Annotated in this window: 16 protein-coding genes and 1 tRNA gene; 4 read left to right on the top strand and 13 right to left on the bottom strand. The window is 40.6% G+C overall.

Translation table 11 applies throughout. The features are described 5' to 3' along the window. The first annotated feature begins 37 nt into the window (after positions 1 to 37). Positions 38 to 604, top strand: a complete 567-nt coding sequence (locus tag H5201_RS10485) for a mechanosensitive ion channel domain-containing protein (RefSeq protein WP_149980644.1) — start codon at positions 38 to 40, stop codon at positions 602 to 604. Positions 605 to 676: 72 nt separating this feature from the next. Here the strand turns inward: H5201_RS10485 and H5201_RS10480 are convergent, their stop codons facing one another. From H5201_RS10480 to H5201_RS10470, 3 genes are read right to left on the bottom strand one after another with little or no spacing between them, the layout of a single operon-like run. After that, a complete protein-coding gene (locus H5201_RS10480) occupies positions 677 to 1,735 on the bottom strand; it encodes a succinylglutamate desuccinylase/aspartoacylase family protein (protein ID WP_145237048.1) in 1,059 nt (352 codons plus the stop codon). After that, entirely contained in the window at positions 1,722 to 2,627 is a 906-nt protein-coding gene (rimK, locus tag H5201_RS10475) for a 30S ribosomal protein S6--L-glutamate ligase (RefSeq protein WP_145237045.1), read from the bottom strand. The genes H5201_RS10480 and rimK overlap by 14 nt, the downstream gene beginning before the upstream one ends. A 10-nt stretch (positions 2,628 to 2,637) precedes the next feature. Further along, positions 2,638 to 3,066 carry an ATP-dependent zinc protease gene (locus tag H5201_RS10470; protein WP_145237042.1) on the bottom strand — a complete coding sequence of 143 codons (429 nt, stop codon included), beginning with the start codon at positions 3,064 to 3,066 and terminating at the stop codon, positions 2,638 to 2,640. 149 nt (positions 3,067 to 3,215) lie between these two features. Between H5201_RS10470 and H5201_RS10465 the strand changes: the two genes are divergently transcribed. After that, entirely contained in the window at positions 3,216 to 4,187 is a 972-nt protein-coding gene (locus tag H5201_RS10465; protein WP_145237039.1) for a zinc transporter ZntB, read from the top strand. A 6-nt stretch (positions 4,188 to 4,193) separates the two neighbouring features. Here H5201_RS10465 and H5201_RS10460 read toward each other — a convergent pair whose 3' ends face one another. Together H5201_RS10460 and H5201_RS10455 are read right to left on the bottom strand one after the other, a co-directional pair. Continuing rightward, a complete protein-coding gene (locus H5201_RS10460) occupies positions 4,194 to 6,299 on the bottom strand; it encodes an ATP-binding protein (RefSeq protein WP_182784532.1) in 2,106 nt (701 codons plus the stop codon). 353 nt (positions 6,300 to 6,652) lie between these two features. Further along, positions 6,653 to 6,727 (bottom strand) — tRNA-Arg (locus tag H5201_RS10455). A 256-nt stretch (positions 6,728 to 6,983) separates the two neighbouring features. Here H5201_RS10455 and H5201_RS10450 point away from each other — a divergent pair. After that, complete coding sequence (locus tag H5201_RS10450) at positions 6,984 to 7,166, top strand: helix-turn-helix domain-containing protein (protein ID WP_145237033.1); 183 nt, start codon at positions 6,984 to 6,986, stop codon at positions 7,164 to 7,166. Here the strand turns inward: H5201_RS10450 and H5201_RS10445 are convergent. The 3 genes from H5201_RS10445 to H5201_RS10435 are packed head-to-tail and all read right to left on the bottom strand — an operon-like array spanning position 7,163 to position 8,878. Then, on the bottom strand, positions 7,163 to 7,969 hold the full coding sequence (locus H5201_RS10445) for a phosphotransferase (RefSeq protein WP_182784530.1): 807 nt from the start codon (positions 7,967 to 7,969) through the stop codon (positions 7,163 to 7,165). The genes H5201_RS10450 and H5201_RS10445 overlap by 4 nt on opposite strands. A gap of 8 nt (positions 7,970 to 7,977) precedes the next feature. After that, a complete protein-coding gene (gene pnuC / locus H5201_RS10440) occupies positions 7,978 to 8,601 on the bottom strand; it encodes a nicotinamide riboside transporter PnuC (RefSeq protein WP_149980641.1) in 624 nt (207 codons plus the stop codon). Positions 8,602 to 8,626: 25 nt separating this feature from the next. After that, positions 8,627 to 8,878, bottom strand: a complete 252-nt coding sequence (locus H5201_RS10435; RefSeq protein ID WP_145237024.1) for a hypothetical protein — start codon at positions 8,876 to 8,878, stop codon at positions 8,627 to 8,629. A 131-nt stretch (positions 8,879 to 9,009) separates the two neighbouring features. On the opposite strand from H5201_RS10435, the gene H5201_RS10430 reads away from it, so the two are divergent. Next, positions 9,010 to 9,249, top strand: coding sequence for a DUF2960 domain-containing protein (locus tag H5201_RS10430; protein ID WP_145237021.1), 240 nt, complete (start codon positions 9,010 to 9,012; stop codon positions 9,247 to 9,249). A 9-nt stretch (positions 9,250 to 9,258) separates the two neighbouring features. Here the strand turns inward: H5201_RS10430 and alr are convergent, their stop codons facing one another. The 5 genes from alr to H5201_RS10405 form a co-directional block, all read right to left on the bottom strand. Beyond that, the gene (gene alr, locus H5201_RS10425; protein WP_182784528.1) at positions 9,259 to 10,338 is read right to left on the bottom strand and encodes an alanine racemase; all 1,080 of its coding nucleotides are present in this window, start codon (positions 10,336 to 10,338) and stop codon (positions 9,259 to 9,261) included. After that, positions 10,338 to 11,717, bottom strand: a complete 1,380-nt coding sequence (gene dnaB, locus H5201_RS10420) for a replicative DNA helicase (RefSeq protein WP_145237015.1) — start codon at positions 11,715 to 11,717, stop codon at positions 10,338 to 10,340. Before dnaB ends, alr begins: the two co-directional genes overlap by 1 nt. A gap of 100 nt (positions 11,718 to 11,817) precedes the next feature. Next, positions 11,818 to 12,762: a DUF4097 family beta strand repeat-containing protein gene (locus tag H5201_RS10415; protein WP_182718071.1), complete on the bottom strand. Its 945-nt coding sequence runs from the start codon at positions 12,760 to 12,762 to the stop codon at positions 11,818 to 11,820. Positions 12,763 to 12,773: 11 nt separating this feature from the next. Next, entirely contained in the window at positions 12,774 to 13,256 is a 483-nt protein-coding gene (locus tag H5201_RS10410) for a hypothetical protein (RefSeq protein WP_182718070.1), read from the bottom strand. Then, positions 13,243 to 13,794 carry an RNA polymerase sigma factor gene (locus H5201_RS10405; RefSeq protein WP_182718069.1) on the bottom strand — a complete coding sequence of 184 codons (552 nt, stop codon included), beginning with the start codon at positions 13,792 to 13,794 and terminating at the stop codon, positions 13,243 to 13,245. Before H5201_RS10405 ends, H5201_RS10410 begins: the two co-directional genes overlap by 14 nt. Positions 13,795 to 13,945 lie beyond the last annotated feature (151 nt).

Raw genomic sequence — 13,945 nt, 5'->3', positions numbered from 1 at the left:
CTAAACTAGTTGCTCCTAAACCGCATTTGGATTGATTGTGGAACTGTTAGATATTCTTAGCACGCAGTATAAACTCATCGTCACTTTAGTCGCTCTGTTACTTTTTCCTGTACTATTAAAACTGACTAAAAAATTACTCGAAAAAACTATTAAGGGCAAAGTCGATATTCACCGTAAATATCGTGCCGAACTATTACTGAAAATTATTCTCGCATTTGTAATGCTGTGCTTAGTGTTAGTTTTTTGGGGTATTGAATTACGGGGTTTACTGGTACTTGGCTCATCTTTGTTTGCCATGCTAGGTGTTGCACTATTTGCAGCTTGGTCGCTATTGAGCAATCTGACCTCGTTTTTGCTAATGTTTATTCAAAATGACTGTCGTGTTGGTTATTGGGTTAGAGTTATTGACGGCGCGAACTTTGTTGAGGGGCGTATTGTCGAGATGGGCTTGATGAATGTGGTATTAGAACATGTTGATGGGCACCGAGTTATTTATCCTAATAACCTATTTGTTACTCGTCCGGTGATGGTTTTAAATAAAGAGCCGAAACCTACTAAAGCAATCGCGGTTAAGCGCGCTATTGGACCTAAAAAGCTGCAATAAACGAAAAGCACATAACAAAAAGCCGTTTAAGAATATCCTTAAACGGCTTTTTTGATCAGTTACAATCAGCAATTAATTATTTAATTCCGCTGTTTTTAACTCATCTTCAATATCACTTATTTCATCAATAAAGGTTTCAAGCTGTTGTTCTACCAAGCTGTTTGCGTGAGCAAAATATGCTAAATGAAACACTGCATCACCTTCATTAACCAGTGGCATAGTTTGTTGACCAATCACTATACCACTTCTTGGCGCTAATAATTCCAGCTCAGAATCACCGAGCGGGCTACTGATATAAGCTAATATTTGCCCTTTCATTACTCGCTCACCCAATGATACTTGCGCACGCACAATGCCATCGACTTCAGCACGCACCCAACTGGTAGAGCTGGCAATAATTGGCTCAGGTAACTTCTTAGCGCGCTTGCCACGGATCATTTTTAAATGACGCATGACATAATCAACGCCTTGCATACCAGCCGCTATTGCAATTGGATCAAACCGCAGCGCTTCTCCAGCTTCGTATGTAATCACCGGAATACCTAAGTTCGCGGCCTCACTTCGCAGTGAACCATTACGAAGTGACGCATCAATAACGGCTGGTGTACCAAATGCATTCGCCATTTGTGCCGTTGCTTCATCACTCAAATCTGCGCGAATTTGCGGTAAATTGGTGCGATGTATTGCGCCAGTATGTAAATCAATAATATGCGTACAATGAATGGCCACTTGCGAAAAGAACATATGTGCCATACGTCCAGCAAGCGATCCACGAATAGAACCTGGAAAGCTGCGATTCATATCACGGCGATCAGGTAAATAACGTGACTTATGAATAAAACCAAATACGTTAACAATCGGCACAGCAATCAGCGTACCACGCAGCTGGTTAGCATCTATTTTTGCTAATAATTGGCGTACGACCTCTACGCCATTGAGTTCATCACCATGAATAGCCGCACAGACCATTAAAACAGGCCCTGCTTGAACTCCATTCACTACCTCTATTGGGATATTCAACGGCGAATGGGTGTACAGCTTAGCTGCTTCTAGGGCCAGCGTCTTACGCTCACCGACACCCACCGTTTCACCTAATAAAGTAAACGCACTATTGATTCTAACCTTTGCCACGCGTTGCGGTCCTTTTGGTTGCAGCGGTTTTTTCGATAAATTCGATCACCATACCTGCAATATCTTTTCCTGTTGCTACTTCGATACCTTCAAGACCTGGTGAAGAGTTAACTTCCATTACCAAAGGTCCGCGAGATGAACGAAGTAAATCAACCCCAGCTACGTTCAAGCCCATTGCTTTAGCTGCAGCTACTGCTGTTCTACGTTCTTCTGGCGTAATACGCACTAATGTTGCACTGCCACCGCGGTGTAAATTAGAACGGAACTCACCATCTTGTGCTTGACGCTTCATTGCGGCAATCACTTTGTCACCAAGTACGAAACAGCGGATATCTGCACCACCAGCTTCTTTAATATACTCTTGTACCATGATATTAGCTTTTAAGCCCATAAAGGCTTCAATAACACTCTCAGCAGCTTTACGTGTTTCAGCTAACACCACACCAATGCCTTGAGTACCCTCTAACAGCTTAATAACTACAGGTGCACCGCCAACCATTTCAAGTAAGTCTTTAACGTCATCTGGCTTGCTGGCAAAACCGGTTACCGGCATACCAACGCCTTTACGTGATAACAACTGTAACGAACGTAATTTATCTCGCGAACGTGAAATAGCAACTGATTCATTAACAGGAAATACATTCATCATTTCAAACTGACGCAGTACTGCACAACCATAAAAAGTAACTGAAGCACCAATACGCGGGATTATGGTATCAAAATCTTTTAAATTTTCACCGCGATAATGGATCTCTGGTTGCTCAGAGTTAATGTTCATGTAACAACGTAATGCATCGATCACTTTTACTTCATGACCACGCATCTCAGCTGCTTCAATTAAACGACGCGTTGAATATAAATTCTTGTTACGAGATAAAATACCAATTTTCATAGTTAAAACCTTAACTATCTAATAAATGAGATAAAGCCGGATCAACGACTATACGATTTTCCATGGCTGTGCGCCCTAATAACATTCTAAACTTCATACTCGCTCGGCTGGTCAAAGTGACTTCTATTGGCCAACTTTTATCACCAGCGCAGAGCTTAGTCTCAATAAAATACCGCAACTCACGCTGCCCACTTGAGCTGGTTACATATTTCATCTTTTTTACTTTAGCATCACACTCAATTTGAGTGTGCTCATCTTCTTGCAAAGGCTGAGCAATAAATTTAACCCACTTTTCGCCTTCTCGCTCATATTCTTCAATATTAAGAGCATGAATACATGACGTACGGGCGCCCGTATCAATCTTAGCCTTAATTTGATTAATGCCAAGCTCAGGTAAACTTAACCACTCACGCCAACCAACAATTATCTTTGCCGTCATAAATGTGCCCTTTAATAAAAAACTGTCTTATACGCTACACGGATAAAAACACAAATGAAATAATTTTATCCAAATGATAAGCTAATTTAATTGACCTAAGTCACTCAATAGTCAACTATATTAACATACAGGATTAATGAGAATTTACTATGTTCAATGGTTTACTACACGCACTTATACTTGATGAACAAGGCGGCGCACGCACAATTGATAATAGCGCAGACCTACATAACTGGCAGCCTGAGCAAGGTAAATTGTGGGTTCATCTTGATTATAGCCAAAGTGAAGCCATAGATTGGTTACAAAACAGTGAATTGTTGACTGATTATGAACTTGCATCATTAACAGCCGATGAAACACGCCCTCGTATCACCAAAGTAACTAACGGTTGTATGTTGTTTTTACGAGGCGTGAATTTAAATCCTGCACAAAGCCCTGAAGACATGGTCTCAATTCGTTTATTTATCAATGAAAATGTAGTGGTCACTACCCGAAAACGCCGTTTACTTTCAGTCCAAGATATTTTAGCTGCACTGGAAGAAAAAACTGGGCCAGTTAGCATTTCTGAATTAGTTTGCCAACTTACACAAAATCTTACCTCACGTATGCAAGGGGTAATTGATGGTTTAGATGACACTCTCGATATTTTTGAAGATGAAATTGACGAGCCGACCAAGCGCTTTGATAACCAAGGACTGTCGCAGTTACGCCGTCAATCAATTGGTTTAAAACGCTACTTAAGGCCACAAAAAGAAGCGCTCAGTACTTTAATGGCAAACAAATACAGCTGGCTTAGTGAAAACGACAAAGCCAAGTTAAACGAAACCACCAATCTACTGATCCGCTTTATTGAAGAATTAGATAGCTCTATTGAACGTGCGCAAATTATTCAACAAACCATTACTAATCAGGTTTCCGAACAATTAAATCAGCGTATGTATGTGATGTCGGTGGTTGCGGCACTGTTTTTACCGCTAGGATTTTTAACCGGTTTACTTGGCGTAAATGTAGGCGGTATCCCTGGTACAGAGAGCCCTTACGCATTTAGTTTTTTTGTTATATTTTTAGTCGTGATCACCGGTGCCATCGGCGTTTACTTCAAAAATAAAAAATGGCTTTAAAAATACTCACGGTTGTTCAACTACATTGATTGGTATAGTAATGATAAAAGTAGTGCCAGCACCTAATTGACTCTGGCACTCTATCGTACCGGCTAGTTTATGTATCACTAAATTATAAACAATGTGCAACCCCAAACCTAAGCTCAGTTGTGCGTTATTCGTAGAAAAGAACGGGTCAAATACTTGCTTGCGGACATCTTCTGGCATGCCTTTACCATTATCGCTGATTATCAGCTGAAGTTGTTCATCATGTTTACTCACTGTAATGTTCACCTCCCCAGGCGTTAAATCATCAAAAGCGTAAACTAAGGCATTTTCCACTAGCTGCCCTAAAATTTGCGAGAATGCACTTGGTGAGGCAAAAAAACGAATTTCTTGCTGGTATTGGCATTTAACTTTATGAGGCGTTTGGTCAACACGTGAGTGGATTGACAGCAGAATATTATCGATATACTCACCTAAGTTAAACCAGCGATTTTCCTGTGTATCGTTGTCTACCGCAACTTGTTTAAAGTTATTGATTAGATTGGTAGCTCTGTGGAGATTCACGCTCAATAACTCTGTGCTTTGTATTATATGAGCATAGGCCTGATTAAACTCCTCTCTCGACATGTTACCCGCAGCCGCTTTGCCATGAATAGTTTTCGAGGTGCTTTCCAGTACTGATGCAGCCGTGACGCAAATGCCCAATGGGGTATTTATTTGATGAGCAACTCCAGCAACTAATCGTCCTAACGACGCATGCTTTTCATTTTCAATTAACTGTTGCTGAGTACGTTTTAGCTGTTCCAGCGATAATGTTGCTTCTTTGGTCTTAGTCTCAAGCTCAGCAGTACGCAGAGCCACTTTACGCTCAAGTACCGCATTTAACTGTTTTACTTGTTGCTGTGAAGACATCAACTTGGTATTCGCATCTTCAATCTCAGTGACGTAGCTTTTTACTTGTAAGTACACATCATTTAAAGCAGTAATAATTGGGGTAAACTCATTGCGTTTAGCATACTCAACTGGCAGTAGATTAACTTGCTTATTACTACCATAACGAATAGAGCTTTTTATGATATTTAATACCTGATCAAAAGGGCTAAACAAAGCTTTGAGGATAAAAATCATCAGTATAATAAAGCACAGCCCTATGCCACTGCCTGTGATTAAAGCCCAAGAAGACACTTTATCAACTTGTTTACTTAAATCATTTTTAGGAACTAATGAGCCAAAGATAAAACCGCTCTCACTAAGCTGATAAAAAATATACTTATCTTCAATTGCTAGCTGCTCAAACCCAAAGCTATTGACCTTACTTAACCGACTTTGAGCTACTAATGTTGCCGCCCAAGGAAAGTCATCGGTCAACTGCTGTACCGTTTGAGGCTTGTCTGTAAAGCCAATAATTAACTCAGAATCCCGGTGAAATAAAAATGATTGTGCATTTTCGGTCACTTTAATGCTGACTAAAAACTCACTTAACTCAGCTAAAGACCAGTCGAGCGTCGCCATACCAATCGGACTGCGGTTATCGTCAAGCATCACCGCATCTATAGTCATCATCAACGAGAATGAGCCTGCATCATCGTAATAAGGGTTAGTCCAAAATATTGGACGATAGCTGGATTGGTTTAATCCCCACCCTTGCTGTTCAGCAAGCTGGTACCAATCCTGAGAAAAATAATCGTACTGTGGTTTATTGAGATCCCACGTAAATTGCAGCTGTTTATTTTCTTTATATACATATGGGCCAAAATAACGATACTGCTCATCCAGTACCTGGGGTTGATACCAAAGCCCTCCTCCCATGGCTTGTTCAAAACTGGCAAACTTATTTTGTAACGTGCGCTGAGCCAGTTCCTTGATATCAGCCATGGGAGTAGATTTTTGATGACGCAGAAAGTATAACTGTTCACCGCTTAGAGCCAGATCGATCGCATGCCCTTGCATTTGTTCTGTAAGATGATTGATTCGGGAAATAGTGCCATTGAACACAGCTTGAATTTCATTTTGCTTAAATTCATCCAAAGATTCTTTGTAAATTAGCGTGTTGAATAACTGTAGGGTTGAATAAGCCAATATCTCAAACAAAATGACAAACACCAGAATACGGGTTTTAATATTCATTCAATCTCCAGAGTACTCTTTGCTAAAGAGCTCATTTAACACAACACTCACAGGCATTGCCTAATAACAACTGTGCTCGACTTACTTAGTATACAAAATGACATGAAACGGTAATCCCACCATTTTTATTGGAGGCGAGCTGTAGTGCATAATACAATTCCCTAAGATAATGAATTATGAGTATAGTCCAGTTGTCAGTTTTACCATTTGTGTAATTTAATTAATTCTAAATATTGGTAGGGGGTTATTTACATCATAAGTACTAAAAGAGTGTGATTGAGGGCAAACACTGTGGAGTAAGATAGAGAGTTATTATTGATTGCCTTTGATGAAAGGCTGGGCATTATTGCAAATGGCGCTCTCGGTAGGGATCGAACCTACAACTCAGCCTCCGGAGGGCCACGTGATATCCATTTCACCACGAGAGCACATTTGTGCCACCACACCAACTCGCGATATCAGTGCTTAGGCCGAGCAATAATAAAGGCATATGCAATTAAATGCTAGCTTCTATCGCTTAGATGCTTAATAATTCAGCAAATTATAATAAATTACTTCACAAGCAAGCAAAAAACAGCTATTAAATTATACTTAATAAAAATCACTAACCATTTTGCAACATATAAATGCCCGTTTAACGACTTTTTAAGGCGCTTGTAAAAGGTTTAACATGAGGAAGTATCTATGAGTTTAATGTCAACCGAGCAAGTAGCGGAGTTTTTAGGGGTTAAAGTTGAACGTGTAAAGCGTCTTGCCCGGGAAAGTTTATTAATATCGAAATCTGTTGATGAAAACGGCGAACCACTATTTGATGCAGATGAAGTTGCAAAATACAAAGAACTTGCGGCGCGTTTTGGTGGTCTTTAACGATGATCCATTGAGCTAATCAAACAATCCAACTGCGTACGCAACTCAGTCACTTTATTATCGACTGAGCGTGCGCTATACCAACAAATACACAACACTAAAAACACCAACTGATAGCATTCAAGCTTTTGCAGTGAATAGTGAAATTTTTGAATAGCAGGCAATTGCTGTTGGTAGTTTGAAAGTAAGCTATTTTTTTGCTTATCATTCAACGCAAAGCTAACAGTTAGTGCTGCTAAATCGAAGTATACGTCATTACTTTTAGCGTACTCAAAGTCAATTAAAAACATGCCTTGGCTATTCACAATAATGTTTTCTTTTACTAAATCATTATGGCAAAAACCTTCATCACGGGGTAATAACGCGATTTGCTTTAATGCATCCTCAACGCTTGCTTGATATTGCTGATATAAGCGAGTTTTTTTATAAAAATCCAGCTCATACTTTATATCCATCGCCTCAGTAACAACATCATGGCAATGAAAAGCAATCAACTTTTGCAGCAACTCTAAAGTGAAATCCCCTTGTGCAATATCCCCCTCTAGGTATTCAAAAATCGCCAGCTTGTTAACTTCGTCAGTCCACAGTGGTTTGGGGCATACCTGCTGCTGCGCAAATACAGTTTGTGCTGCCAAGCCCTGCACTGGCCAATGCTCGCGATAGCACTTTAATAAAAAAGCCTGCTGTGCAGTACGCACTAAAAAGTTATCGTTACTTAAACCGCTAAATAGCCGCTCATTGCTCAATACCTTTAGTTGTGGATCAAAAGCGGCAAAAATGCCGCTAATTTCTTTACCTGTCATACTGCTTCTTATAATTGCGCCAAAGGCTTAGCTTGATTTTGCTCGTACTCTTCATACCAGGTTTTAAACCCCCATGCTGCCATTATGGTGTAAAAAATAAACAGCGCTAATGTTGGGTAGTAGCCTTTCTCGTAATACAAGTACATCGAAGCCGCATCAATAACAATCCAATACAGCCAATTTTCCAGTACTTTTTTTGCGACTAAATACGTTGTAACAACAGCAAAACAGGTTGTAAAACTATCTAAATAAGCAAAGTCTGCATGGGTATGATTGTTCATCACATAACCAAATATTAATGCCACAATCGAAGTCGCAATAATGATGAATAAGTGTTGATGCAAGCGCCATGAGGTGATCACTAATTGATGTTTATTAGCGTCGCCTTTTCGCCATATTACCCATCCATAAACCGCCATATACATATAGTAAAAATGCAATAGCGATTCCATTAATAAAGCACCATTCCAATACATTATGGTATAAATAAGGGTGCTAAAAAATGCTGCAGGCCAACACCACAGGTTTTCTTTTATTGCTAATAGCAAATATGCCATAGAGAGCGCCACTGCGATATATTCCCAGTGCGACATTGCAGTAAACCCTGCGAGAGTTTCTGTAATAAATTCCATAATTGATCCACTAAGGCTTTAGCTGCTATTGGGGAGAGAGATCACCATTGAGGAATTTACAAACAAAAATAGCTTTGCCAAACTCTTCGTATGAACGCTTTATCTCAGTACTAAGCACAGACATTACTAAATCGTAATCACCAAAAATTTGCGTCGACAAGGTATTTGTTATTACTTTTAAATCGTCATATTCATTTAAGCGATCAATAAACCCCTTAATAAATGGGATATAATCTTGATGAAGTGGGTACTTACTGATCTCTACAGATAATTTCATGACAATTCCTTGGTTTATTTAAAAATATGGCCGTTATTGTAACTTGAGCTAAGCTACAAGTCATTCAAAGGTAGAGCGGATGTCGAAGAAGGTGTAAAATTAACGCAATTAAATTATTTTATGAGTGACTCATGGCACGACGCATTACGTACAAATTTAAAAATCAGCCTCGCGAAATTAATTTTGCAAAAGATAAATATCGCGATATGTATCAGGCTATTGCTGCGGCTGAAGGGATTGATTTAACAAATTATTTAAAGATGGAACAGCAAATTGCTATGACTTCAAAAGGCTCAGCGGCAGTGCGTAATTTTCGTGATGAAGAGTTTGCTCGCATGGGTTTTAGCGATGTGTATTTTATCAAAGAGTAACGCTTAGCATTACTCTAAATATTCATAGCTTACCCGTGGGGTAATATTACAGACTAACTCGTAAGGGATTGTCGTGGCACATTGGGCGATTTCTTCAACGGGTAATTCTGGGCCCCACATCACCACCTCATCGCCGACTTTGATGTCATCAGCATTTTCACCAATATCAACACTGATCATATCCATAGAGATGTTGCCAGCAATACCATAACGTTTGCCAGCAATCACTACAGGTGTGCCATGTCTAGCATGGCGCGGATAACCATCACCATAGCCCATGGCAACCACTGCAAGCTTAGTCGGCTGAGCACTTTGCCAACAGCCACCATAACCAACACCTTGCGCGGCATCAACATCGCGAATTGCAATGACCTTAGTGGTTAAGCGCATCACTGGCTTCAGCTGATGGTCTTTGCCAGAAGTGTTAAGCATTGGTGATACACCATACATCATCAAGCCTGGACGTACCCAGTCGCCATGACCTGCAGGCCAAGCTATAATACCAGCCGAATTTGCTAAACAATGTGCTTGTTGTTTGCCTTGCACTAATGAATCAAACAAAGCAATTTGCTCAGCTGTTTTGGGATCATTAACATCATCGGCACTGGAAAAATGCGTCATTAAATTGATTGTATCTTTAGCGTTATTCGTCGCTTGCAAGCGCTGATAAAAATCATTCAACTGCGTTGGTGCAATCCCTAAACGATGCATACCGGTATTGATTTTTAACCAGCAACTGATTGGTTCATCGAGCTTTGCATTTTCAAGTGCCCTGAGCTGATTTTCATCATGGATAATGGTTTGAAAGTTATTGGCTAATAAAATCGGCAAATCATCTTGATGGAAAAAACCTTCCAGCAACACAATAGGCTTGGTCAGCCCACCCGCCCGCAGTGCGAGCGCTTCATCTATTCGTGCCACAGCAAATGCGTCGGCATCATTAAGGTGCTGCGCTATTTTTACTAAACCATGACCATAAGCATTGGCTTTTAATACCGCCATAACTTTACTATTAGGCGCAAACTGTCGCACTTGCGCTAAATTATGAGCAAGTGCTTGTAAGTTAATTTCGGCAATAGCTAAACGCATTAGTAATCATCATCTACAGCAGGTCCGGCGTAATTATCAAAACGCGAGAACTGACCTTGGAAAGTTAAACGTACTTTACCAATGGGACCATTACGTTGTTTACCTATGATAATTTCAGCAATCCCTTTCTCAGTACTGTCTTCGTTATATACTTCGTCGCGGTAGATAAACATGATTAAATCGGCATCCTGCTCGATAGAGCCTGATTCACGTAAGTCGGAGTTAATTGGGCGTTTATCGGCACGCTGCTCTAGAGTACGGTTTAGCTGCGACAGTGCTACGACTGGGCATTGGAGTTCTTTTGCTAATGATTTAAGTGACCGTGAGATTTCAGCAATTTCTAAAGTACGGTTATCAGAGAGGCTGGGAACGCGCATTAGCTGCAAGTAATCGACCATGATCATACTTATCCCACCGTGATCACGAGCAATACGACGCGCACGTGAGCGAACATCTGTTGGAGTTAGACCTGATGCATCATCAACATACATCTTTCCTTTTTCCATCAGTAGCCCCATGGTTGATGAAAGACGCGCCCAATCGTCATCATCCAATTGACCGGTGCGCACTTTGGTCTGATTAATTCGACCAAGGGATGCCAACATCCTCATCATAATCTGCTCCGAGGGCATTTCTAATGAGTAAATAAGCACAGGCTTATCTTGTGTCATTGCGGCATGTTCAGCTAAGTTCATCGCAAATGTGGTTTTACCCATCGACGGACGGGCGGCCACAATGATTAAATCTGATGGCTGCAAACCAGTGGTCATTTTATCTAGATCGGCATAACCGGTACTTACCCCCGTCACACCATCTTGTGGCGACTGATACAACTCTTCGATTTTATCGACTGTTTTTTCTAAGATGCTGTGAATACTTTGCGGACCATCGTTACTTTTTGTCCGCTGCTCAGCAATTTTAAACACTTTACTCTCTGCAAAGTCGAGTAAATCGTGGCTGGTGCGCCCTTCCGGATTGAAACCTGCTTCGGCTATTTCATTGGCAACGCCAATCATTTCACGTACCACAGCACGTTCGCGTACGATATTCGCATAGGCGTCGATGTTCGCCGCACTTGGCGTATTTTTAGCAATTTCAGCTAAATAAGCAAAACCACCGATACCACTGAGTAAATTCTTTTTCTCTAAGCTCTCTGATATGGTGATCAAATCGATTGGATCGCCTATTTCAGCAAGCTCGACCATGGCTTCAAAAATAAGCTTATGGGTACGTGTATAGAAATCTTGCGAAACGACCAACTCGGCAACACGGTCAAAGGCTTGATTATCAAGCATTAAGCCACCTAAAACAGATTGCTCTGCTTCAATGGAATGAGGAGGAACTTTAAGAGTGTCGACTTGTTTATCTGGTTTAGCCATAACTTCGCAATACTAACAATGAATGGCCTCTATTCTATCTACTTGGCTACGTTGTGCAAAGAGCAAAGCAGGATTTCTTTTCCTACTTTGCTACGGGAGATTACTTTTGCTTACGTAATTCTATGCGCCCACTGATAGTGTCTATTTCAATATCAGCATCACCACCATTAACCGCAAACTCCAATTCACTTGATGGCCCATATTTCGCTTTTTTAACTTTATCGTCACTCAACTCATTAATAATTTTACCATTGGCATGCGCTTCAATTTCAAACCGCGCAGAAACATCCGTCGGGAAGTAAAAATCGGCATCGCCACTAACAGATTCATAAGTAATTTGCGCACCTTTTAGTAACTCATTAATATGTATTTCACTCTCACCATTTACCGTGCTAATACGTAAGCTTTTTAATGCCTGAAAAGCAAAGTCGATATCGCCATTAACATTCTCTAAGCGAACTTCTTGAGCTGCTGTTTTGGATTTAATATCACCATTGACAGCAGTAAAGCGCAGCGTGCCTTGTGAGTCTTTGTCATTAATTTCGCCGTTTACGGTTTCATAGCGTATATCACCTTTTAAGCCTATCGCACTGACATCACCATTAACGGTATCCACAGTAATATTGCCACTGATGTTTTGTAAGTTAATATCACCATTAACGACATCAATATCAGCCCCGGCGATCAAATTTTTAGCACTGATAGTGGCGTTAACACCGGTAAATTCAAGTTCGCTGCTATTTGGCATATAAATAACTAATTGAGAACCATCGCCACTATTCCAACCGTTATTATTGTTACGCGGCATTTTAACGATAAATTCGATACGATCTCCTGCCACTTCTAAACGATACCCTTGTGCTTTATCATCAAGCTCACCGGTGATCTGTAATTGTGATTTATCCCAGCCCTCAATACGTACATCACCGCGTTGGTTATCTATAAAAATACGCTTATTAGCGGGCACCTCAATTTGTTCATTGATTTTCTCACCAGCAGAGGCGAAAAACGGCAATAAAGTTAGTGCTAATAGTAATGTTTTCATGGTTGATACTCCTAAATTTGTTGCCACTTCGGTGCATGCACCTTATTGATTAGATCTAATTGCTGCTGATAAACCTGTGCGAGCATTTTTAATAACGCTGGATTCTCAGGCTCATTGTCGAGGGCTTGCTTTATTGCCCGCTCAGCGTCCTCTAATTCTGTTAATTGCTGTTGCCAGTTATCTGTCAATGCAGGCTGATTTTGATATTGCACCAACAAGGTTTGTTTTTGCTGGGTAAAATAGTCACTCATCACCACACTTGTCGCAGGCTCAGAGCCGGAAAACAGCAACTGCACGGTTAATAAAGCCGCCACTGAGCATGCTGCCACACCCGCTAATTTAGGCCACAGCGCAGCTTTACCTTGCGCCTGAGGAGCATGCGTTAATGCTTTTTCGATACCTGGCCATAAATCTTTTTGTGGTGAGATCTCTAACTCAGTGTTATTGATTGACTCAGCTAAAAATGTTTCAAAATTAGGCTTACTCATTTTCATACCACTCTTTTAATAACTGACGGGCGCGATGAAATTGCGACTTACTAGAACCCACTGCCATTCCTAACATAGTGGCAATCTCTTCATGGCGATAACCTTCAATGGCGTGCAGCACAAATACCATACGAGCTCGCTCAGGTAGTCGTAATACTAACTTGTCGAGTCCATTTAGACCTTGGCAATCTGTTGCGCTTTGTTCATCCATACCGCTTTGCTCGAAGCTCACTACTTTTTGCAACCAATTCTTATGTTTACGTAAATAGCTAATCGCAATATTACTGGTGACACTGTGCAGCCAAGTTGAAAACTGTGACTGCCCTTCAAAGCTAGCGATTTTATGCCACAGCTGCACAAATACTTCTTGAGTTGCATCTTCGGCATGTTCGCGATCTGCGAGTAACCGTAAGCACAATCCATAAACCCGCTTTACATGTAATTCATAAAGTGCAGCATAAGCATTTTGATCACCGCTTTTTACACGGGTAATAAGTGCATCTTCGCTTAGCTGTGTAAAAGCATGTTTTGCATCTATCAACATCGTTGATGTTGTCCCTTTATGATTATTATTATGAAATGAGTATACCTAAGCACTCAGGAAATACGATCTTTCAGAATTTTAAGTTTCTTGAATAGTTAGACGTGAGATGTAAGTGAAAAGGTTTAAATGACATGAAATTATTTTTAACAAA

Source organism: Pseudoalteromonas sp. SG43-6 (genome assembly GCF_014164365.1).
Classification (GTDB): Bacteria; Pseudomonadota; Gammaproteobacteria; order Enterobacterales; family Alteromonadaceae; genus Pseudoalteromonas; species Pseudoalteromonas rhizosphaerae.
This window is presented reverse-complemented; position numbering and strand designations above follow the sequence as displayed.